At 58.1% G+C, this 19212-nt stretch carries 15 protein-coding genes; 8 read left to right on the top strand and 7 right to left on the bottom strand.

The annotated features are described in order from the left end of the window. Positions 1–11: 11 nt before the first annotated feature. Both H6G07_RS00290 and H6G07_RS00285 read right to left on the bottom strand, forming a co-directional pair. Positions 12–581: a hypothetical protein gene (locus H6G07_RS00290; protein WP_084172863.1), complete on the bottom strand. Its 570-nt coding sequence runs from the start codon at positions 579–581 to the stop codon at positions 12–14. Continuing rightward, positions 571–1311, bottom strand: a complete 741-nt coding sequence (locus H6G07_RS00285; protein ID WP_073606950.1) for a hypothetical protein — start codon at positions 1309–1311, stop codon at positions 571–573. The genes H6G07_RS00290 and H6G07_RS00285 overlap by 11 nt, the downstream gene beginning before the upstream one ends. Positions 1312–1693: 382 nt before the next feature. On the opposite strand from H6G07_RS00285, the gene H6G07_RS00280 reads away from it, so the two are divergent. The 3 genes from H6G07_RS00280 to H6G07_RS00270 all read left to right on the top strand — a co-directional run bounded on the left by H6G07_RS00280 (position 1694) and on the right by H6G07_RS00270 (position 5706). Beyond that, positions 1694–2236: a hypothetical protein gene (locus H6G07_RS00280; protein ID WP_242026557.1), complete on the top strand. Its 543-nt coding sequence runs from the start codon at positions 1694–1696 to the stop codon at positions 2234–2236. A gap of 185 nt (positions 2237–2421) precedes the next feature. After that, a complete protein-coding gene (locus H6G07_RS00275; protein ID WP_073606952.1) occupies positions 2422–4155 on the top strand; it encodes a helicase HerA domain-containing protein in 1734 nt (577 codons plus the stop codon). Between the two features lie 468 nt (positions 4156–4623). Next, positions 4624–5706, top strand: coding sequence for a serine/threonine-protein kinase (locus H6G07_RS00270; RefSeq protein WP_073606953.1), 1083 nt, complete (start codon positions 4624–4626; stop codon positions 5704–5706). A gap of 1 nt (position 5707) precedes the next feature. Here H6G07_RS00270 and H6G07_RS00265 read toward each other — a convergent pair whose 3' ends face one another. Beyond that, positions 5708–6649, bottom strand: a complete 942-nt coding sequence (locus H6G07_RS00265; protein WP_199311829.1) for an alpha/beta fold hydrolase — start codon at positions 6647–6649, stop codon at positions 5708–5710. 238 nt (positions 6650–6887) lie between these two features. Between H6G07_RS00265 and rpiA the strand changes: the two genes are divergently transcribed. The 5 genes from rpiA to rpe all read left to right on the top strand — a co-directional run bounded on the left by rpiA (position 6888) and on the right by rpe (position 13623). Continuing rightward, a complete protein-coding gene (rpiA, locus tag H6G07_RS00260; protein WP_073606954.1) occupies positions 6888–7595 on the top strand; it encodes a ribose-5-phosphate isomerase RpiA in 708 nt (235 codons plus the stop codon). A 250-nt stretch (positions 7596–7845) separates the two neighbouring features. Next, the gene (locus tag H6G07_RS00255) at positions 7846–9615 is read left to right on the top strand and encodes a mechanosensitive ion channel family protein (protein WP_073607077.1); all 1770 of its coding nucleotides are present in this window, start codon (positions 7846–7848) and stop codon (positions 9613–9615) included. Between the two features lie 83 nt (positions 9616–9698). Further along, positions 9699–11342, top strand: a complete 1644-nt coding sequence (locus tag H6G07_RS00250) for an MFS transporter (RefSeq protein WP_084172864.1) — start codon at positions 9699–9701, stop codon at positions 11340–11342. 138 nt (positions 11343–11480) lie between these two features. Further along, complete coding sequence (locus H6G07_RS00245) at positions 11481–12662, top strand: aldo/keto reductase (protein WP_073606955.1); 1182 nt, start codon at positions 11481–11483, stop codon at positions 12660–12662. A 250-nt stretch (positions 12663–12912) separates the two neighbouring features. Then, positions 12913–13623, top strand: coding sequence for a ribulose-phosphate 3-epimerase (gene rpe, locus H6G07_RS00240; protein WP_073606956.1), 711 nt, complete (start codon positions 12913–12915; stop codon positions 13621–13623). A 111-nt stretch (positions 13624–13734) separates the two neighbouring features. Here rpe and H6G07_RS00235 read toward each other — a convergent pair whose 3' ends face one another. The 4 genes from H6G07_RS00235 to H6G07_RS00220 all read right to left on the bottom strand — a co-directional run bounded on the left by H6G07_RS00235 (position 13735) and on the right by H6G07_RS00220 (position 18917). Next, positions 13735–15687, bottom strand: coding sequence for a CHASE2 domain-containing protein (locus tag H6G07_RS00235; protein WP_139296904.1), 1953 nt, complete (start codon positions 15685–15687; stop codon positions 13735–13737). Between the two features lie 119 nt (positions 15688–15806). Beyond that, positions 15807–16925 carry a FecR family protein gene (locus H6G07_RS00230; RefSeq protein ID WP_139296905.1) on the bottom strand — a complete coding sequence of 373 codons (1119 nt, stop codon included), beginning with the start codon at positions 16923–16925 and terminating at the stop codon, positions 15807–15809. An 89-nt stretch (positions 16926–17014) separates the two neighbouring features. Then, positions 17015–17320 carry a hypothetical protein gene (locus tag H6G07_RS00225; RefSeq protein WP_073606959.1) on the bottom strand — a complete coding sequence of 102 codons (306 nt, stop codon included), beginning with the start codon at positions 17318–17320 and terminating at the stop codon, positions 17015–17017. A gap of 196 nt (positions 17321–17516) precedes the next feature. Further along, the gene (locus H6G07_RS00220) at positions 17517–18917 is read right to left on the bottom strand and encodes an NAD(P)/FAD-dependent oxidoreductase (protein WP_073606960.1); all 1401 of its coding nucleotides are present in this window, start codon (positions 18915–18917) and stop codon (positions 17517–17519) included. Positions 18918–19212 lie beyond the last annotated feature (295 nt).

Genomic DNA, 19212 nt, shown 5'->3' with positions numbered 1-19212 from the left:
TTGGAGTTTGGCTAGTTGAGATTGGCCTGTTGAGCGGCCTGGTAGGCTATCTCGGCCTCTTGCCGTAGCTGCTCTGCATCCTCTTGGGCCTCCTCAGCTAGGTGTTCAAGGCTGATGGCCATTGCCCGAGCTTCTTGCCCCAGCTGTTTGGTCTTCCCCAGCTTGGAGTCAAAGCTATCGGAAACTGTTTCAATCTCGGCAAACAGGGCTTTGTACTCTTCGGGTGGGTTGGCCAGCCAGGATTGAAAGTCTTGTGTGTGATCGGCTAAGAGGGTAAGAGCCTTTTCCCAAGACGCTTTGAAGCTGAAGTTGAGTGCCCTTAGGGGTTCGTACTTGGTTTTGAGCTGCTGAGTTGTGGTGACCTGAGCTAGCGCATAAACCTCGGCCTTTAGATTGGCGATGGTTTTGGCGAGGTTGCCATCGCTGACCGGGTTCGTTTCTAGAATAACGATCGCCTCTTGCCAAGAGGCTTTGAGGCGAAGGTTGAGCTGAGCAATCGCCGTGTATTTAGCTTTGAGCTGCTGGGTAGTGGTTACTCCGGCTAGCTCGTAGGCTCTAGCCTTTAAGTCGTTAATTCCCATGGCGGCGAACTTCTACAATGCCTAGCTTGGTCTGCTTGCGGAGCTGAGATAGTTCTGACGTTAGCGCCTCATTTTCGCTAAGGAGCTGCTGGTTATGGTCTGTAACCTGGGCCAGCTTTTGGCGCAGCTCTTCTGCCGCTGCCCGTGCTGCATCGCGCTCGTTCCGGAAGCGGTTAGTGTGACTTACTCGACCGCCAAGACTCTGATTATTTTTGGCAAGTTCCTGCTTGCGCTTAGCAACTTTCTCAAATTCTTTCTTGAGGGTCTCAAACTCTTGGAGAAGCTCGCTGTAAGCTTTGGCCTGCTCAGTCTCAGCTTTCAAGGTCTCGTTTTCTGTCTCCAGAATAGAGATGCGATTTTGCAGCGCCTGAATATCTTGATCCTTGCCGAAGATAATTTCCTGTAGCGCTTGAATGATCTTTTGAAACTTGCCCTTGGTATGGGCGAGGTCTTGAACTTCGCTCTGGAGTTCTGCAATGTGGCTGTTGAGAAAGCCTGCCCGCCGTTGGAGCACCTGAGCTGTGCACTGGTACTTGATGACAGCAATGACCCGACTACGTTCTGGCTCTTCTAGCAACGCGACTTCGCGGCTGGCGCGGAGGGTGTCGTAGTTGGTGCAATCGTGGCGCAGGCGGGGAGTTTCAATATGGCCAGGGGAAGAGACGATGCTCAGGTTTTTAAGGCGTACCTTGCTATGCCAGTAGTCAAAGAGGACTTTAGAATCGTTCATCACGGCGATCGCGGCGTTGGTTGTTAGCTGATTTAGCCTCAGAATACCCGTCTGCCATTGAGTCTGAGGCTTTCCGTTGGTTCCTTTACTTAAGCTATATAGACTTGATTGTCAGACAATCGCTGCGGTAGATGGATATGCCCTTTTCGTCGATGTGCTGCTGCTCTCGCGGAAACCTCTAACCCTCGCCTCAAATCCTCCCCCACGATCTTACCGACTGGAAAAATTCAGTGTGTCGAAATCTGAGCCATGCAGTAAGCTTATCGGCAGACTAAGGGGTATCAGGGCCAAAATCGCCCTACAGCGATGGGTTCAGGTCGGCATCGGTAAGCCCGCACAGTCAGCCAACACAAAATCGTTTGAAGGGTTGAGGAGTAACTCCATGAAAAGCTTAGGGCGTTGGATGGGGCGTACGGCAGGGGCTGCTCTGCTAGCAGTAGCTGCCACCGCTACGGGTGCGGCGATCGCCCCAGAGGCCGCCGAGGCCCAGGTCGCCTACGGGAGCTATGTCGGCATTGGGGCCGGTCTCGGCTTGACCAGCGACGCAGCTACAGGCCAAGGCGGCGGCGTGCAGGGTGTGATCTCGGGCCGCTACCGGCTGTTGCAGTACCCGGTTTCGCTGCGGGCCCAGGGCTTTGTTTTTGGCGGCGATTTTGCCTTTGTGCCAACTGTTTCCTACGACGTGCCGCTGAGCTGGAATACCGACGTGTACGTAGGCGCTGGGGCCTCATTTGTCGGCGGCGGTGGCGACGATCCCTCCATCGTGGGCGACAAGACAGCTTTTGTTATTCAACCGGGTATTGACCATCTGTTCCCCAATAGCAATTTGGTCGCTTTTGGTAATGCTATTTTTGCCTTCGATGCTTACCGTCAGGGCAACAACATGGCCGTCTCGGTGCAGGGCGGCGTCGGCATTCAGTTTTAGCGATTGGGTTTAGGCCCCTCGCCAACGGTTTTGATTGAGCGGTTGAGTTCTGAGCTATCTAACGAATTGGTTAGCTCAGAACTCTTTTTTGTGCTTGGGCAAGTCAGAACAAATGTATTAAAATTGGCTGAACTGAAGGGAGCGATCGCTAGCCTGCTATCTGAAGTTCACACAGAGGATTATCCATGGGGATGAGTCAGCCGCTGGGGTCAGTCATCCAGGGTTCGCTGAGCCAGGGGCTAGAGGTGCGCCTGCACCCTGACATCTCGGTAGAAGATATGCGGGTGGGCAAGTTTTTGGTGGTGCAGGGGCGGCGATCGCAGTTTTTCTGCATGCTCACCGATGTCACCCTGGGCACCGGCAGCCAGCGCATTTTGGCCCATCCGCCGGAGCCGTCGAACCTTTTCCTGCAAGAAGTCCTGGCGGGGACGGGGACTTATGGCACGATCAACCTGACGCCGATGCTGATGTTTACGCAGCAGGAGGGTGAGGGAGGTGGGGGTGATGGAGTAGGGGGTAGGGGGAAGGCGAAGAAAAAGGCTGATAGCTCCTACGGCTCGATGGAGGTGCAGAGTAGTGCTGAGGTGGAGCTGCTGCCGGTGAAGACGATTCCGGCGCACTTTAGTCAGGTGTATGACGCCAGCGATCGCGACTTTCGCATCATTTTTGGCTGGGAAGATGACCCCCATCGGCGCAACTTTGCGATCGGTCAGCCCATCGATATGGAAGTGCCAGTGTGCTTAGACCTCGATCGCTTTGTGGAGCGCAGCAACGGCATTTTTGGCAAGTCGGGCACGGGCAAATCGTTCCTCACCCGGCTGCTGCTGGCGGGGGTGATTCAGCGGCAGGCGGCGGTGAATTTGATTTTCGATATGCACTCCGAGTACGGCTGGGAGGCGGTCAGTGAGGGCAAGCAGTTCAGCACCGTCAAGGGGCTGCGTCAGCTATTTCCCGGCCAGGTGCAGATGTTTACCCTCGACCCCGAGGCCACCCAGCGGCGGGGCGTGCGCGATGCCCAAGAGCTTTACATCAGCTTTGACCAGATCGATGTGGAAGACCTGAACCTGGTGCGGGGCGAGCTGAATCTATCGGAGGCCAGCCTGGAGAACGCGATCATTCTGCGCAATGAGTTTGGCAAGGCCTGGATCAACCGCCTGCTGACCATGACCAACGAGGAGATCCAAGAATTCTGCGAGACCAAGATGGGCAGCAAGTCGTCGATCATGGCCCTCCAGCGCAAGCTGACGCGGCTGGCCGACATTAAATATATGAAGGCGGTCAGCGGCACCAACTACATCACCCAGATTCTCGCGGCGATCGATGAGGGCAAGCACGTGGTGGTGGAGTTTGGCTCCCAGTCGAACATGTTGGCCTATATGCTGGCCACCAACGTGATTGCCCGCCGCATCCACGCCAGCTACGTCAAAAAGGCCGATCGCTTCTTGCAGACCAAGAATGTCGTAGACCGGCCCCGCCAGCTCATGATCACCATCGAAGAGGCCCACCGCTTTCTCGACCCGGCCACGGCGCGGCAGACGATTTTTGGCACCATTGCTCGCGAAATGCGCAAGTACTTCGTCACCCTGCTGGTGGTCGATCAGCGGCCCTCAGGCATCGATAACGAGGTGATGTCGCAGATTGGCACCCGCATTACCGCCCTGCTCAACGATGAGAAAGATATCGACGCCATCTTTACCGGCGTATCGGGGGGGCAGAGCTTGCGATCGGTTCTCGCCAAGCTCGACTCCAAGCAGCAGGCACTGGTGCTAGGCCATGCGGTGCCCATGCCTGTGGTCGTGCGCACCCGCCCCTACGACAGCACTTTTTATACTCAGGTGGGGGCCACCGCCTGGGAAGAGCTGCCCGATGAGGTGGTGTTTAAAGCCTCAGAGATGGCCCGCGCCGATCTAGGGTTTTAGGAAGAGTTAACAAACCCGGCACGAGATTGGCATCGGCGTTGTCAGGCCTCTGCGATCGCTCTAAGGGTTGTGGCAAGACCACTTTGGAGGATGCTATCTAGGGGATGATGCACCAAAAACGTTCTAACAATCGCCACGTTAGAGCGAGAACCAAATTTCTTCCGGAGAAAAAATCCGCCTCTGGATAGAGATAAGATCTATAGCTGAGTAGAGCAGGCCCGTCGTGATACCCTAATGGCTAATCGTCGCTACGAATGTAGTATTGCTGCCACTTCAATCTTAAGTTTCTAAGTATTGTTGGGAGAATTGCTAAGGTGGTGGATAATGCTGCACTGCGGTTAGCTTTGAATGTACTCGCGTTTTGTGTTCCTGCGCATTTTTAACTGCTCTAGAGCCATAGCCCGGTTGGCTCATTATTAAACTGGGAAACAGGCATCTTCCCCTCTTTTGAGGCCAGGACAAACAAATATGGTCAATTCACCGGGCCAACCCCTCGACCGGGCAGCCAATTCTGAAATTCGCCACTACTACCAGTCGCATCGGTTGTTTCGCGATCGCTACCGCGTGCTTAAAAAGCTGGGTCAGGGCGGCTTTGGCGTCACCTACCTGGCTCAAAACGCCACTCTGCCGGGGGAGCCCTACTGCGTGATTAAGCAGCTCTGCCCCAAGGCGGGCAGCGAGCTGTCGCTAGAGCGGGCCAAGGTACGGTTTCGCCGTGAGGCTCGGGCGCTGGCCAGTTTGGGTAGTCACTCCCAGATTCCGCAGCTGCTCGACTACTTCACTACTGGGGGCGAGTTTTACCTGGTGCAGGAGTACGTGCATGGCGAAACCCTGGCCCAGGAGGTGCGGCGGGCGGGGCGGCTGACTGAGGCCCAGGTCAAATATTTTCTGCGCGAAATTATTCCGGTGGTACGGTTCATTCACCGCAATCGCATCATTCACCGCGACATTAAGCCTCCCAATATCATTCGCAGCGAGCGCGATCGCCGCCTAGTGCTGATTGACTTTGGGGCCGTGCGGGAGTTTCTCTCCGACGTGGATGAAGGCGCGATGCAGGCCCCGGCCACTCAGTTTGTCGGCACCCCTGGCTTTGCCCCGCCCGAGCAGCTGGCCCTGCGCCCCTGCTACGCCAGCGATGTCTACGCCCTGGGCATGACCTGCCTCTATCTGCTCACCGCCCGCACCCCCATCGAGTTTGATCAAGACCCCCACAGCGGGGTGATTCGCTGGCACCACACCGTCACCGTCAGCCCCCACCTGACCATGGTGCTCGATCGCATGCTGCTGCCCGATTCCCAAGACCGCTACACCACCGTCGATGAATTGGAGCGCGCTCTGGAGCTAGAGCCTCACCTCGACGTGCTGGCGGGCTGCATGAATACGCGTCAGCACCCACCCAACGAGTTTGGCGACGGGTCTGCTGATCTACCCAGCGATGCCTACTTAACCCCCATTCAGCGAGAGGCCCAGGCAATTCGCAAGTGGCGCACAAAGCGCTCGCTCCCACAGGGGCAGGGGCGTTCGGCAGGGCCAGTGTCGCGGCCCTACTAGGCTAGCAGGGCTGCAAGGTCGGGCTTGTGCCCCGCAGCCAGGCCTCTACGCGGGCGTTAAAATCGGCGTCGGTTTCGTCATAGAGGCAGTGGCCCACATCGGGCACCACCTCTAGGGAAAGGTGCGGGCTCAAGGCCGTCAACCCTGCGGCCAGCCCCACGGGAACCACGCGATCTTGATCGCCCCAAAGCAGCAGTGTGGGGATTGCTAGCGTGGCGAGCATATCTTTAACCGAGGGACTAAAACTGGGATCGGTGCGCGATCGCACCAGATAACACAGCGTTCGGGCCGCGCCGCGATCGCAGGGAGGCAGCGCAAACAAATTAACCAGGTCATCGTCTACCCGTTCAGCCACCGTGTAGATGCCCGCCAGCGCTCGCCGCAAAATGCTGGGGCGACGTACCAGAGCAAAGAGCGATCGCATCAGCAGCGGGTTGGCCACCAGACTCTCGACCCGCAGCGCCAGGGCCGCCACCCAGCCCGCCACCAGATCTTCGCGGTTGGCCTCCAGCGGCAGAGTGATCAGCGCCAGCTGCCGCACCCAGTCGGGGTGGTTGTGAGTAGCCGTCAGCGCCACCAGCGCCCCAAGGGAATGACCCACCAGCGCCACTGGCTGACCAATCACCTGCTGAATGAAATCGCTCACCTGGGCCGCCCACAGCTCTGCGCCGTAGAGCGTTGCCGCCTTCTCAGAATCGCCAAAACCCAGCAGGTCAATGGCATAGACCGGAGCCACTCGGCTCAGGGCCGGCAGGTTGTGCCGCCACTGGTTAAGGTTGGCCCCAAACCCGTGAATCAGCAGCACGGGCGGCACCGCCGCATCCCCCGGCCCAGGGTGAAACCAGTAGCGAATGCGCCAGCCCCGCCAGTGCCAAAACCGCTGATAGCCCGCCTCGCTGAGACCAGACGACAGGCTGCTAAGGAACGTCGGAGGTAAAGGCACAGCACAAAGCCCAATTGAGGATGGTGGACACTACCCACACTACGATGTTAGCGAGTCAGAGGTTACCGCCTCAAAGCGGATCACCCCCCTTCCCAGCATCAAGAACCCCAACAAATCTGAACATCCCCCACCCATCCACCCATCTACCCATCCACCCCCTCACCCCTCCCTATGCAGCCGCCCCGCTTTAGGTCATGCTAGATCCCGAAAACGCAGTGATTTACGAGGAACTAGAGTTATGACCGAGATGGATCCTGTTAAATTGATGAAGCAGGAAGTGGGTCGTCAGGCAGCGGCGCGGGTGCAGTCAAATACCGTAGTGGGTCTGGGCACCGGATCGACCACCGCCTACGCCATCCAGTTCATTGGCGAACGGCTGGCTAGCGGTGAAATCAGCAATATTAAAGGTGTGCCCACTTCCTTTCAGGCGTCGGTGCTGGCTAAGCAGTACGGCATTCCCCTCACCACGCTGGACGAAGGCGATGAGATCGCTTTGGCGATTGACGGGGCCGACGAGGTTGACCCTCAAATGAACCTGGTGAAGGGTGGTGGTGCTGCCCACACCCGGGAGAAAATTGTGGATTCTCTCGCCAAAGAATTTATCGTTGTTGTGGACAGCTCCAAGCTGGTTGACAAGCTCGGCACCACCTTTGCGCTGCCCGTGGAAGTCATGCCGTTGGCCGTTACCCCTGTCACTAAAGCTCTAGAAGCTCTGGGCGGCAAGCCCGACCTGCGGATGGGCATTAAAAAAGACGGCCCGGTGATCACCGACCAGGGCAACATGATTTTGGATGTGAAATTTGACGCGATCGATGACCCTGCCGGGCTAGAGAAAACTATCAACAACATTCCCGGCGTGCTCGACAACGGCCTATTTGTGGGCGTAGCCACCGAAGTGCTGGTGGGCGAAGTCAAAGACGGTCAGGCCAGCGTTCGCAAGCTGTAGAGATTGCAAATTTTAGTTTGAAAATAGCCGAGGGCTAAGCGGAATCGTAGCCCTCGGCTATTTTTGTATTTGCGGGTAGCAGAGCTAGCGAATGTAATTGCCTTTGGCCACGATCGCTCGTTTTTTAGGAGCCCGTTTTTTAAGGAAATACATGATTCTGTATGCCCAGCAGTTAGCCGTCCTAAACTGCTTATACCCAATCAGCCTGGGTAAGGGTTTGGTGTTCTACAGCCAGCTAGTAATCAACGCTATGGGTTTTTTAGCAGATTGGCGCATTCAGAGGCGGCGGTTGAGGCGCTGGCTGCTGCTGGGGCTGTCTGTGGTGCTGCTGGTGGGGTTGCCTCCGGCCCTGGCGATCGCCGATTCCCCCAGCCCAGCCGACGCTAGCCCCGTTCGCCCCGAGGCAGTAGGCAATAAGGTCGATGGGTTTCCGGTGACGCTGGATGGGGAGCCGCTGTTTTACGTTAAGCAGGGGGTGGATGGCGTCACCACAGCGGAGGAGCGGGCTGGCATCATTACCCAGCGGCTCGGGGCGATCGCTGCCGACCCCGACCTGAGCCCCGACGCCATTCGCGCCCAGTCTACAGGCACCCAGACGGTGGTGCTGGCGGGTGACACCGTGCTGTTCACCGTGCGCCAGAATGATGTGGCGGCCTACGGTCTGTCCCATCCAGAACTGGCCGCCGATGCGGTGGAGCGGATTCAGCAGGGGGTGAGTGACTACCGCGATCGCCGCAGCCTGCGGCGCATTGCCACCAGTGTAGGCATGACCGTTCTCAGCACCATAGCGGTGTTTTTGGTGCTGCGGGGCATTTTGTTTGGTAGCTCTAAGCTGTTGACCTACATTCGCCAGCGGCGGGAGGCCGATAGCCTGACCCTGCAAATTCAAGCGGTGCGGGTGTTGGGGTCGGGGGCCACCAGCTACCTGCTAGGCGGGCTGGTGCGGCTGCTGCGCCCGGTGCTGATTTTGCTGGCGCTGTACCTATACGTGCCCTTTGTGCTCAGCCAGTTTCCGGCGACGGCGGCCTTTGGCGACAGCCTGCTGCAAGACATTGCCTTTCGCCTCAGTCTGCTGGCCCAGGGGTTTGTGGCCTACCTGCCTAAGCTGGCGATGATTGGAGTGATTGCCCTGCTCACCTACTACGTAATTGAGTTTGCTCGGCAGGTGATTATCGAGCTGGGTCGCCACGATGTTTACCCCTGGTTTTACCCCGAGTGGGTGCAGCCGACGAACCGCTTGGCGATGCTGCTGATTGTGGCGATCGCCATGGTGATCGTCGGCCCCTACCTGCCAGGGTTTGGTTCCCCCGCGTTTCAGGGCATTTCGCTATTTTTGGGGGCGCTGCTGACGTTGGGGTCATCGTCGGCGGTGGCCAACGCCCTGTCGGGAATTATTTTGATCTACACCCGCGCCTTTCAGCTCAAGGATTTTATTCGCATCAATGATGTGGTGGGCGAGGTGCAAGACAAATCGCTGTTTGTGACGCGGGTGCTCACCCCCAAGCAGGAGACGGTCACCATTCCCAACGCGTCGGTGCTCAACAGCAATGTGATCAACTACAGCGCTATCTGCCGCGAATCTAGCGGCCATCTGCTGCTCTACACCACCGTTACCATGGGCTACGACCTGCCCTGGCGCAAGGTGCATGAGGTGCTGATTGAGGCGGCGAGGGCAACGGCTGATGTTGTGCCTGTGCCTGCTCCCTTTGTGCTGCAAACCGCCCTCAACGACTTTAACGTCAGCTACGAACTCAATGCCTTCACGGCCTCGCCGTCAAAAATGCCCGACATTTACTCTCGACTGCACCAAAACATTCAGGACTACTGCAACGCCGCCGACATCGAGATTTTGTCGCCCGCTTTCTCGGCCCTGCGCGACGGCAACCACTCCACCATTCCCGCCGACTATCTGCCCGCCGACTACAAAGCGCCCTCGTTTGTGGTGCAGGGCACCAACGGCGCTGGCCCACTCGGCAATCCTACCTTCAGTGAGACGAATCAGGAGAGCAACGGTGCCTAAGCCCAGTAGATGCATCCCTCTACTACCTCTGTTAATGGGGAGATTAGGTGGAGCGGAAAGAGTAGGGGAGCAAAATATCCCCCATGCCCACGGCCATGGTTAACTCGGCAGCCCTGAAAGTGCCGTGGGGCCAGCCCCTGGGGCTGTGCCTGATGCTCTTTATGCTGTCCTACACCCTGGGGGTGGTGCAGCCGATTATGCCGCCCCTGGTGCAGGAGTTTGACTCTAGCGTGGGCTATGTGCAGTCGGCCCTGGTGCTGATGTCGCTGGTGACGGCCTCGTTTACCCCCACTGCTGAGAATCTGAGCCAGCGGCTAGGCCGCCGCCCGATGCTGGCGATCGCCCTGGGGGTCTTTGCCCTAGGGCTGGTGGCAATTATTCTGAGCCCCAGCATTGGCCTGTTTACCCTGGGGTTGGCGGGGCTGATTGGGGTGGCGGGAGCGGTGCTGGTCAGCACCCCCGTGGCGCTGATGGATACCCTCTACCCCGACGAGCTGGCCCAGCGGTATGGGCTGGTGGCATTGGCGATCGCAGGCGTGCTCGGTGCCCTGGTCGGCTCGATTACGGGCGGGGTGATGGCCTTTGACTTTAGCTGGCGCTGGGCCTTTGCCTTTGAGCTGGGGCTAATTCCTATTATTTGGCTGCTGATAAAACCCATAGCGGTGCCTGTCCCCGCCCAAACGTTGCCCATTGACTGGCTGGGGGGGCTGCTCTCGGTGGCGGGGTTTGGGTTTACGCTGGTGGGGCTGAGCCTGGCCTCAGAACTGGGCTGGTGGCAGCCCAAGGGCAAACCCCAGGTTCTAGATTTTGCCCTAGCCCCCTTCGGCATTTCCATCGCCCCGGTGTTGATCGCGACGGGGTTGATCTGCCTGGGAATCTTAGTGTTTTGGGAGCGGGCCAGGACGCGCCAGGGCCAGCCATCTCTGCTGCGCCTGGGGGTGTTTAGCCGCCGCATTTACACCCTGGGGTTAATCATTGGCACCCTGCACACCATGACGACGGTGGGAGTGCAGTTCAACCTGTTTCAGTTCATTCCGGCGGTGGTGGGGCTCAACCCGGTACAAACCTCCATTGCGGTCATGCCCTCTACCATTGCTCAACTGGCCGTGCTGCTGGCGCTGGTCAAGCGACGGCCCCAGTTTCCGCCCCGTTACCTGCTTCAGGCGGGGCTGTTGGTTAAGAGTGTGGGCATTGCCATGCTGGTGGCTGCCGTTGGCCCGCCGGTAACATCCCTGGGTTTAGTGCCTGCCCTGGTGGTGATGGGCGCAGGCACAGGGCTGTTCACCACCTACATCACCTCTCTCACCTTTGCTGACACCCTCAAAGACCAAAAAGCCGAAGCGCGCGGCGTATACCGCCCGTTTCAAAACCTGGGGGCTTCGCTGGGGCGAGGTATTTTGGGTACGCTGCTGATCAGTGTGGCCTCTTACAAAATTGTCGATGGCATTGTGGCCGAGCTGGGGCAGTCGGTGGAGCCTGAGGTGCGGCGGAATGCAATTCGCTCATTACAGGTGGCCATTCAAACCCTGCGGCGCAGCGATCGCCGAGACCTGTTCAACCAGCTGCCTGATTCGATTCAGCCCGCGCTCAACGGTATTTTGCAAACGGCTGCGATCGAGGCGATGCAGAGCACGCTGCTGGTTATTTTGGCGCTGTGCCTCCTGTGCTTGGGGCTGTCGTTTTTGCTGCCCAAGACGGTCAAAACCCTCGAAGCCCCCATCGATTGAACAGCTAGTTCTACTCTCGTCGCAGCGCAAAGCAGCGATGATTGTAGAGCAGGCACCAACCCATGGGTGGCCTAACCTTTACAACCAGCAATCCCTTGCTTACCGTGATGGATAAGTCCTTTTGAGAACTCACCCCCTATGCAGTACCGACGCTTTGGTCGTACCGAGCTTCAGATGCCCGTGTTCTCCTGCGGCGGCATGCGGTATCAGCACTCCTGGAAAGATGTGCTCCTAGAGGACGTTCCCCAGAAAAATCAGGAGAATCTGGCAGCCACCATTCACCGCGCCCTAGATGTGGGCATTAACCACATCGAAACGGCGCGGGGCTACGGTACGTCTGAAATTCAGCTGGGGCAAATTTTGCCGAGGCTAGAGCGCGATCGCCTGATTGTGCAAACCAAAGTTTCCCCCACCGCCGACCCGGCTGAGTTTCGCCAAAACCTGACTCAATCGCTGGCCAACCTCCGGTTAGACACCGTTGACCTGCTCGGCCTCCACGGCATCAACACCGCCGAAATTTTAGACTGGACTCTGCGCCCCGGCGGCTGCATGGAGGTAGCCCGCGAGTTTCAGCGGCAGGGGCGGGTGCGGTTTATTGGCTTTTCGACCCATGCACCGACGGCGGTAATTCAGCGGGCGATCGCCTCTGACCAATTCGACTACGTCAACCTGCACTGGTACTACGTCAATCAAGACAATTGGGCTGCGATCGACACTGCCCAGCGCCACGATGTCGGCGTCTTCATCATCAGCCCGTCTGACAAAGGTGGGCACCTCTATAATCCTCCCGCCAAGCTAGTAGAACTGTGCGACCCGCTCAGCCCGATGGTGTTTAACGATCTGTTTTGCCTCAGCCACCCCCAGGTGCACACCCTCAGCATTGGCGCGGCGCAGCCCACCGACTTTGACGAGCACCTCAAGACCCTGCCTCTGCTAGAGAACGCTGATCGGCACCTCAAACCGGTGTGCGATCGCCTGCACCGCCACGCCCAAGCCGTTCTGGGCGAAGACTGGCTCCGCACCTGGGCGATCGGCCTGCCCAGCCCCGACGACACCCCTGGCCACATCAATATCCCCGCCATTTTGCGGCTGCGCAATCTGCTGCTTGCCTTTGATATGGAAGACTACGCCAAGGCCCGCTACAACATGCTGGGCAACGCAGGCCACTGGTTCCCCGGCGAAAAGGCCGAGCACCTGAGCCAGGTCGATCTGTCTGAATGCTTGCGCCGCAGCCCCCACGCCGAGAAAATTCCGCACCTGCTGGCCGAGACCCACGCTGCACTGGCGGGTCAAGCGATGGCTCGACTGTCGAATGCCTAATGGCTGGTCAAAATCAACTATGTAGGTCGGGTTGAGCGGAGCGGAACCCAACAAAACCCAGTCTGGTGTTGGGTTTCACCCAACCTACGGGGAGATCAATTTTTTTAGCTTGACGAAACCTTTGCCCCTTGGGCGATCCCAGGGCTTCATCATATATTGATGGTGAATTCTCTCAAATCTAGAACTTTTGTGAGAAGAGATTTTAAGACTTTGTTACGATAAACACAAACGCACAGGAGAACCATTCCCCATGCCTCACACCTCTTCTAACAAAAATTCCGTCGTCATCTCTCCGTCAATTTTGTCAGCCGACTTTAGCCGTTTGGGCGAAGAGATCAAGGCTGCTGACAAAGCCGGTGCCGACTGGATTCATGTGGACGTGATGGATGGTCGCTTTGTGCCCAATATCACCATTGGCCCCCTGATTGTCGAGGCGATTCGCCCCGTCACCCAAAAGCCCCTCGACGTGCACTTGATGATCGTTGAGCCGGAGAAGTATGTGGCCGACTTTGCCAAGGCTGGCGCTGACATCATCACGGTTCATTGCGAGCATAACGCCTCACCTCACCTGCACCGCACCCTCGGCCAAATCAAAGAACTGGGCAAAGAGGCGGGCGTGGTGCTTAACCCCGGCACCCCGCTATCGCTGATCGAGAATGTGCTCGATCTTTGCGATCTGGTGCTGATCATGAGCGTTAACCCCGGCTTTGGCGGCCAAAGCTTCATTCCCACCATGGTCGACAAAATTCGTGCCCTGCGCACCATGTGCGACGAGCGCGGTTTAAATCCCTGGATTGAAGTGGATGGTGGCCTCAAGGCCAACAACACCTGGCAGGTGCTAGAGGCTGGGGCCAATGCGATCGTGGCTGGTTCGGCAGTGTTTAACGCGCCCGACTATGCAGCGGCGATCGAAGGCATTCGCCACAGCAAGCGCCCCGCCCCTGAGCTGGCCGCTGTCTAGTTCGCTCAACAGTGAGATTTAACACCGTCTACTTCCCTAAAAGTTAGACGCTAAGGGGTGAGATCAGCATCTAAGCTGACTCCCCCTTTTTTGTGTCGTTTCTTCTCGATGTCAGGTCGGTTTTTCTCTGCTGGTCAGGGTTATGGCCTTCGGCTGGCTCAAGTGTTGAATCAGGTCTTTTTGCACTTGCTGATAGAGGTCGTCGCTTTCGTTTTTAAAGGCCACGACGCCGTACACTTGAACCGATTCTTGCTCGCGCCCGGCCAAAAAGTGCGTGCCGTGGTCGATGGTGATGATGTGGTCTTTCACCAAGTCGTAGCAGGGCTGGGTGATCAGCAGATCGGTGCCAACCATTTTGGTGAGTCCCTCAATGCGGCTAGCGACGTTCACGGTGTCGCCAATGGCGGTGTATTCTAGCCGCTGCACCGACCCCACATTGCCCACCACCAGCTCGCCATAGCTGATACCGATGCCGTTGAAAAGTGGCGGCAGTCCTTTTTCTTTGAGGGAGACGCGCAGGGTAGCGAGCGCCTTTCGCATGGCCAAGGCAGCGGAGATGGCCCCCAGAGCGTCCTGCTCTGGCCCGAGGGATTTGGGCGCGCCGAACTCGGCCATCACCGCATCGCCAATAAACTTGTCGATGGTGCCCCGGTGCTCCAGAATGGCGTCCACCATCACATCGAGGTAGGAGTTGAGCAAGCTGACGGTTTCAACTGCCCCCAACTGGTACGAAATGCGGCTAAACCCGCGAATGTCTGAAAACAGCACCGCTGCCTGAAACTTTTGCCCTACGGTGAGACTGGTAAAGTCTTCGGGCTGGTTGAGAATTTCTTGGGCCACCGACGGGGCTACGTAGCGCTCTAGGGTGCGGCGCAGGCGCTGTTCTTCGAGGCGGTTGCTGACGGCCCCGGTGGCGATGTAGGTGACACCGCCCATGCCCAGACAGGCGACGGGGATGGCGACGGGCATGAGGCGATCGCCATGCACCATCAGCAGGTAGGCGATCGCGCCCCAGGTGGCGATCGCGCCCACAAAGCCCACCAGCCTAGGCACGGGCTGCGTAAAGCGGTAGCCGAGCCCCAGGCCGATCGCGCCAATGGCGATCGCCGTCAGCAAGCCCTGGGCCAGGGGGTTGGCGATCGCAGGGTTAACTACCCGATCCTCCATCAGCGCGGCTAGGGCGTGGGCGTGGATTTCAACCCCTGGCATGGCGTCATCGCTGGGGGTGCGCTTGCGGTCTTGAAACGACGTGGCCATGGGGCCGATCAGCACAATTTTGCCTTCAAACTGATCGGCGATTAGGGGCCAGTTGGTGGGGTCAAGCAACTGCACAAACGACACCACCGGGAAGCTGCCCGCTGGGCCGTAAAAGAAGAGCTGTTCGCTCTGGCGCGCTGGGCTGGGATAGTTGGCCGCCGCCAGGGTGGCCCCTGCCAGAGAGGGTAAATTATCAGAGAATTGGTGGGCCTGCCGCAGGGTTTCAATGCCGCGATCGGGAAAGGCGCGATGCTTGCCGTCGGCATCAACCTCCAGGTTGATCAGGCCCACCTGGGTCTGGCTGCTATAGACAGGCTCTAGCAGGTTAGTAAACAGACCAAAGTCGCTGCTCGACACGTCGTAGGCGGCGGCTAGGGCCACGCGATCGCCCCACCGAGCCAGGGTCGCATCTAAAGCTGCATCATCATCGGGGCCGTAGCCGCTGGGGTCAACCAGCAGCACATCAAGGGCTACAGCCTTAGCCCCAGCCGCCATCAGCTGCTCAATGGCCTGGGCATAGGCTTGGCGCTGCCAGGGCCAGATTGCCAGGGGTTCCAAAAACGGATAGCGTTCTGGATCGGCCTGGTACAGATCGCCCTGGGTCAGCGAATATTCGTCAATGCCCACAATCACAATTTCTTCGGGTGGGGACACTGGCCCCCGCAGCCGAAGCAAAAACGACTGAGCCTGCCCCTCAATCAGCACGATCCACGGGTGCTGGGAGGTGAGGGCGATCGCCCCAAACACCGCCCAGCTCACCATCAGCCCGTGTCCCAGCTGAAAGATACGTCGATAGGATCTAACCACAGCAACCGCTCCCTAAGACGCCAACGCTGAACGAGTAGTTCTGGCACAGCCCCAAAAGTTTGACAATGCCTCTACCGTTCTTCCACCATCCGCCTGCTCCCTATGCTGGAAGCTTACCGTTAGAACGGAAAGGGAAAGCGGATCGGTGGGCTAGGAATGGCGGGCACCCAATAGTAGGGCAACGGTATGCCTGGAAACAGTTGCTCGAAGGAGCGGCGCAGGTTAGCCATACCCGGTATTTCGACCGCAAACCCGTCAATCAGCGGACCTTCTAGCAGGTCGATAAAATCCTCCGGGCTCAGGGGTGAAATCACCGCCTCATCCTCCTCAGCATCCACGACAACCTGTTGCCCTTCCGCTACGGTAATAGAGTCTTCTGGCGTAAACTCCACGGTTTCTGCATCGGCATCTCTTGTTGACGCATCAGTCTGCTTATTAGCCGCTCCTAGGGAATTGGCGGCTACCAGACGGCTACGTTTGAGCGGAGAACCAAAGCCCATGGGATCAAACGTCGAGGCTGGGGGCTCAGTACTAGGTGGAATGACGGGGTCAGGGTTAGGCGTGACAGGATCAGGGGCAGGGGTGATGGGGTCGGGGGGGGCTACCGGGGATGGCTCAGTCGGTGGCGTCTGGGGTTCCATCGGGTTAACGAAGGGAACCACCGGATCGGTGGTGGGTATTGCCGGGTCTAGGGATGGATCGAGCGGGTCAAAGTCGTTAGACATTGCCTCAATCGGCTCGGGGTTGGCGTTGCGCCCCACCACGACCTCTCCCTCAAAGACCTGAACAATGGTTTCCCCAGTGTCAGTAACTTCGATGGTATAAATTGTGCCTCGCACGCCCGCGACGACGGTGGTCGAGCAGCCGTTGAGGTTGCCATTGACCAGCAGCGTGCCCCGGTTGAGCTGGGCACATTGCCCCACAACCAAACTAGAGTTGTGGGCCAGGCGCGCCACGGCCCCAGTGTTGAACCGCAGCGATGCCCGAGCATCCCTAGTTCTGACCTGCTGGCGCTGCTGAGCTACGCTGTTGACCTGGGCTGCGCGGTTTTGAATGTAGACCTGGTTGCTGTCTAAGATTTCGGTCACGGTAGCGGTAGCACTCGATTGGCCCAGTGCCCGCTGCCCCGGTATGGCTAGCAGGCTACTGCCTACCAGCGCTGCCCCCATGAGTCGCGCAAACCGTCCCCAACTGGTGTTGGACTGTAGTCTAAGCCCCGATAACCAAAAAGACGCCATCATAAGTTCCACTGAGTTGCCTTGATAGGATCTATACACAGGCAACCCGTTAAATTCAGCACAGATTGCGAAACTTAACTCGCCAAAACCTAGCTGAATACATCGAGCCGATCGGGGTCGTGCACTTGGCCCAGGTCGGGCAGCAGAGCGCTGACATCGTCGGGTGACTCGGCAATCATCGTCAGTAAGTCATAGGCCTCCATCGGCTCGCCAGTTTGCGCCGACAGGCGATGGGCATAGTAGCGCAGCTGAGCCATAATGCGCGGTTCGGCCTGGCGCAGATACATACACAGGCAGGCCCGCGCCTGAGCTTCGGGATCGCGCCCTAAAAAGTAGGCTAGGGCCGCCAGCAGATCGCGCTCGTAGTCGGGCAAAGTTTGGGGATCGATGGGCATAGGGATGCAAATAGGAATGGCCTAAGGCAGAAACCGCTGAGAGTCAGTGTTGGCCTTTGATACTACCCATTTGACCGTAAAGCAGTCTAGAAAGCGATCGCCTTGCCGCCACCTGATTCTTCAGAGTAGGGCAATACAGAAAAGCACCAGACAAGCTGTCCGGTGCTTTTCTGCATAACTCGCTAACTCCGAGTCCTTAGCCAGGGGTGGCTGGAGCGCGGGCCTCGCCTTTTTCAAACACTTTCTCGGTAATCAGGCGTGATCCCTGCTTGCGGGTGAGGTAGTTGGCTACCCACTGGGTCATCACCATGAGCTTGTTGTCAAACTCAATCAGATAAAAAATGTGCACAAACAGCCACACAAACCAGGCAAAAAAGCCAGTGAGCTTGGCCCAGGGCAGGTTGACGACGGCGGCGTGACGACCAATCACCGCCAGGCTGCCGGTGTCTTTGTACTCAAATGGGGGCAGGGTTTCGTTTTTGAGCTGTTTTTGAATGAGTTTGGCCACGTATTTGCCCTCCTGCATGGCGACGGGGGCCACTCCTGGCAAGGGGCGGTCGCCTTGGTGGGCAAAGTGGGCTAGGTCACCGACTACAAAAATATTTGGGTGGGTGGGTAGGCTGAGGTCGTTGTTGACGATGACTCGGCCCGAGCGATCGCGCTCTGCCCCTGTGCTCTCAGCCAAAATACCGCCCATGCCGGGGTCGCGCACCCCAGCCGCCCAGAGCACGGTGCCTGCCTGAAGGGTGGTGACTTCATCCCCTTGCTTGAGGGTGATCTGGTGACCTGAAATATCGGTTACTAAAGACTGGGTCAGCACCTCGACACCCATTTTCTCTAGATCTGTATTGGCGCGGGTCGATAGCTCGGGCGGGAATGGTGGCAGCACGCGATCCATACCCTCGATCAAGAGAATGCGGCTGTCGGTGGTGTCAATGTGGCGAAAGTCGTTGGGCAGAGTGTGGAAAGCCAGCTCAGCCAGCGCTCCAGCCAGCTCGACGCCGGTAGGGCCGCCGCCCACAATCACAAAGGTGAGTAGGGTTTGTCTGAGCTCAGGGTCAGTGGTGTTCTCAGCTTTTTCAAAGGCGGCAAAGATGCGCCGCCGCATCTCTAGGGCATCCTCTACGGTTTTGAGGCCGGGGGCGACCTCGGCCCAGTCGTCGCGGCCAAAGTAGAAGTGGCTCATGCCCGTGGCTACAATCAGGCTGTCATAGGACACAACGCGTCCATCGTTGAGGCTGACCACCTGCGGGCCAGGGTCAACATTGGTGACTTCCCCCATCAGCACCCGAGTGTTCTTTTGGGCGCTGAGAATGCCGCGCAGGGGGGAGGCAATGTCGCCGGGGGAAAGGCCGCCAGTGGCTACTTGGTACAGCAGCGGCTGAAACAGGTGAAAGTTGCGCTTGTCAATCAGGGTGACTTCCACGTCGGCGCGACCGAGCTGCTGAGCGGCGTAGAGACCACCAAAGCCGCCGCCAATAATCACCACCTGATGCTTGCCGGGGGTAACGGGCGGCACCTCAACGGTGGGGGAAGCATCGGCGCGGGCTGTATCTGGGGCCGTAGCGGCTTGGTCGGGACGGGAGACAGTCTGCATGACAATACCAGGGAAGCAGGTTGTTACTTTTCGTTATAAAGCAGGATACCGCTAAATACTGTGCGCTGTGCTATATCCGCGCAGCTCCATGCAGCCCGCCTAAGATTGTGACAAGTTGAAGGGCAGGGGTTTCGATCGCGGGAGCCAGGCTGATAAATTAAAAGATCTGGTTTTTATGGGCCTTACTCGACCAATCTAGACAACGTCATGTTTGGGTTGCGGTAAGGGGGCTAAAATTTGGGGAGCTTTCCTGTGCCTTGGCGACGGGGTGAGGAGGGCCGACCGCGCGATCGCA

It is taken from the genome of Phormidium tenue FACHB-1052 (assembly GCF_014696675.1).
GTDB lineage: Bacteria > Cyanobacteriota > Cyanobacteriia > Phormidesmidales > Phormidesmidaceae > Nodosilinea > Nodosilinea tenuis_A.
The sequence above is the reverse complement of the archived record's forward strand: the minus strand, read 5'-3'. Positions and strand labels throughout refer to the sequence as shown.

Coding starts and splice junctions, on each gene's coding strand:
- H6G07_RS00290 (WP_084172863.1), bottom strand. CDS start 581: ATGGGAATTAACGACTTAAAGGCTAGAGCCTACGAGCTAGCCGGAGTA.
- H6G07_RS00285 (WP_073606950.1), bottom strand. CDS start 1,311: ATGAACGATTCTAAAGTCCTCTTTGACTACTGGCATAGCAAGGTACGC.
- H6G07_RS00280 (WP_242026557.1), top strand. CDS start 1,694: ATGAAAAGCTTAGGGCGTTGGATGGGGCGTACGGCAGGGGCTGCTCTG.
- H6G07_RS00275 (WP_073606952.1), top strand. CDS start 2,422: ATGGGGATGAGTCAGCCGCTGGGGTCAGTCATCCAGGGTTCGCTGAGC.
- H6G07_RS00270 (WP_073606953.1), top strand. CDS start 4,624: ATGGTCAATTCACCGGGCCAACCCCTCGACCGGGCAGCCAATTCTGAA.
- rpiA (WP_073606954.1), top strand. CDS start 6,888: ATGACCGAGATGGATCCTGTTAAATTGATGAAGCAGGAAGTGGGTCGT.
- H6G07_RS00255 (WP_073607077.1), top strand. CDS start 7,846: ATGGGTTTTTTAGCAGATTGGCGCATTCAGAGGCGGCGGTTGAGGCGC.
- H6G07_RS00250 (WP_084172864.1), top strand. CDS start 9,699: ATGCCCACGGCCATGGTTAACTCGGCAGCCCTGAAAGTGCCGTGGGGC.
- H6G07_RS00245 (WP_073606955.1), top strand. CDS start 11,481: ATGCAGTACCGACGCTTTGGTCGTACCGAGCTTCAGATGCCCGTGTTC.
- rpe (WP_073606956.1), top strand. CDS start 12,913: ATGCCTCACACCTCTTCTAACAAAAATTCCGTCGTCATCTCTCCGTCA.
- H6G07_RS00230 (WP_139296905.1), bottom strand. CDS start 16,925: ATGGCGTCTTTTTGGTTATCGGGGCTTAGACTACAGTCCAACACCAGT.
- H6G07_RS00225 (WP_073606959.1), bottom strand. CDS start 17,320: ATGCCCATCGATCCCCAAACTTTGCCCGACTACGAGCGCGATCTGCTG.
- H6G07_RS00220 (WP_073606960.1), bottom strand. CDS start 18,917: ATGCAGACTGTCTCCCGTCCCGACCAAGCCGCTACGGCCCCAGATACA.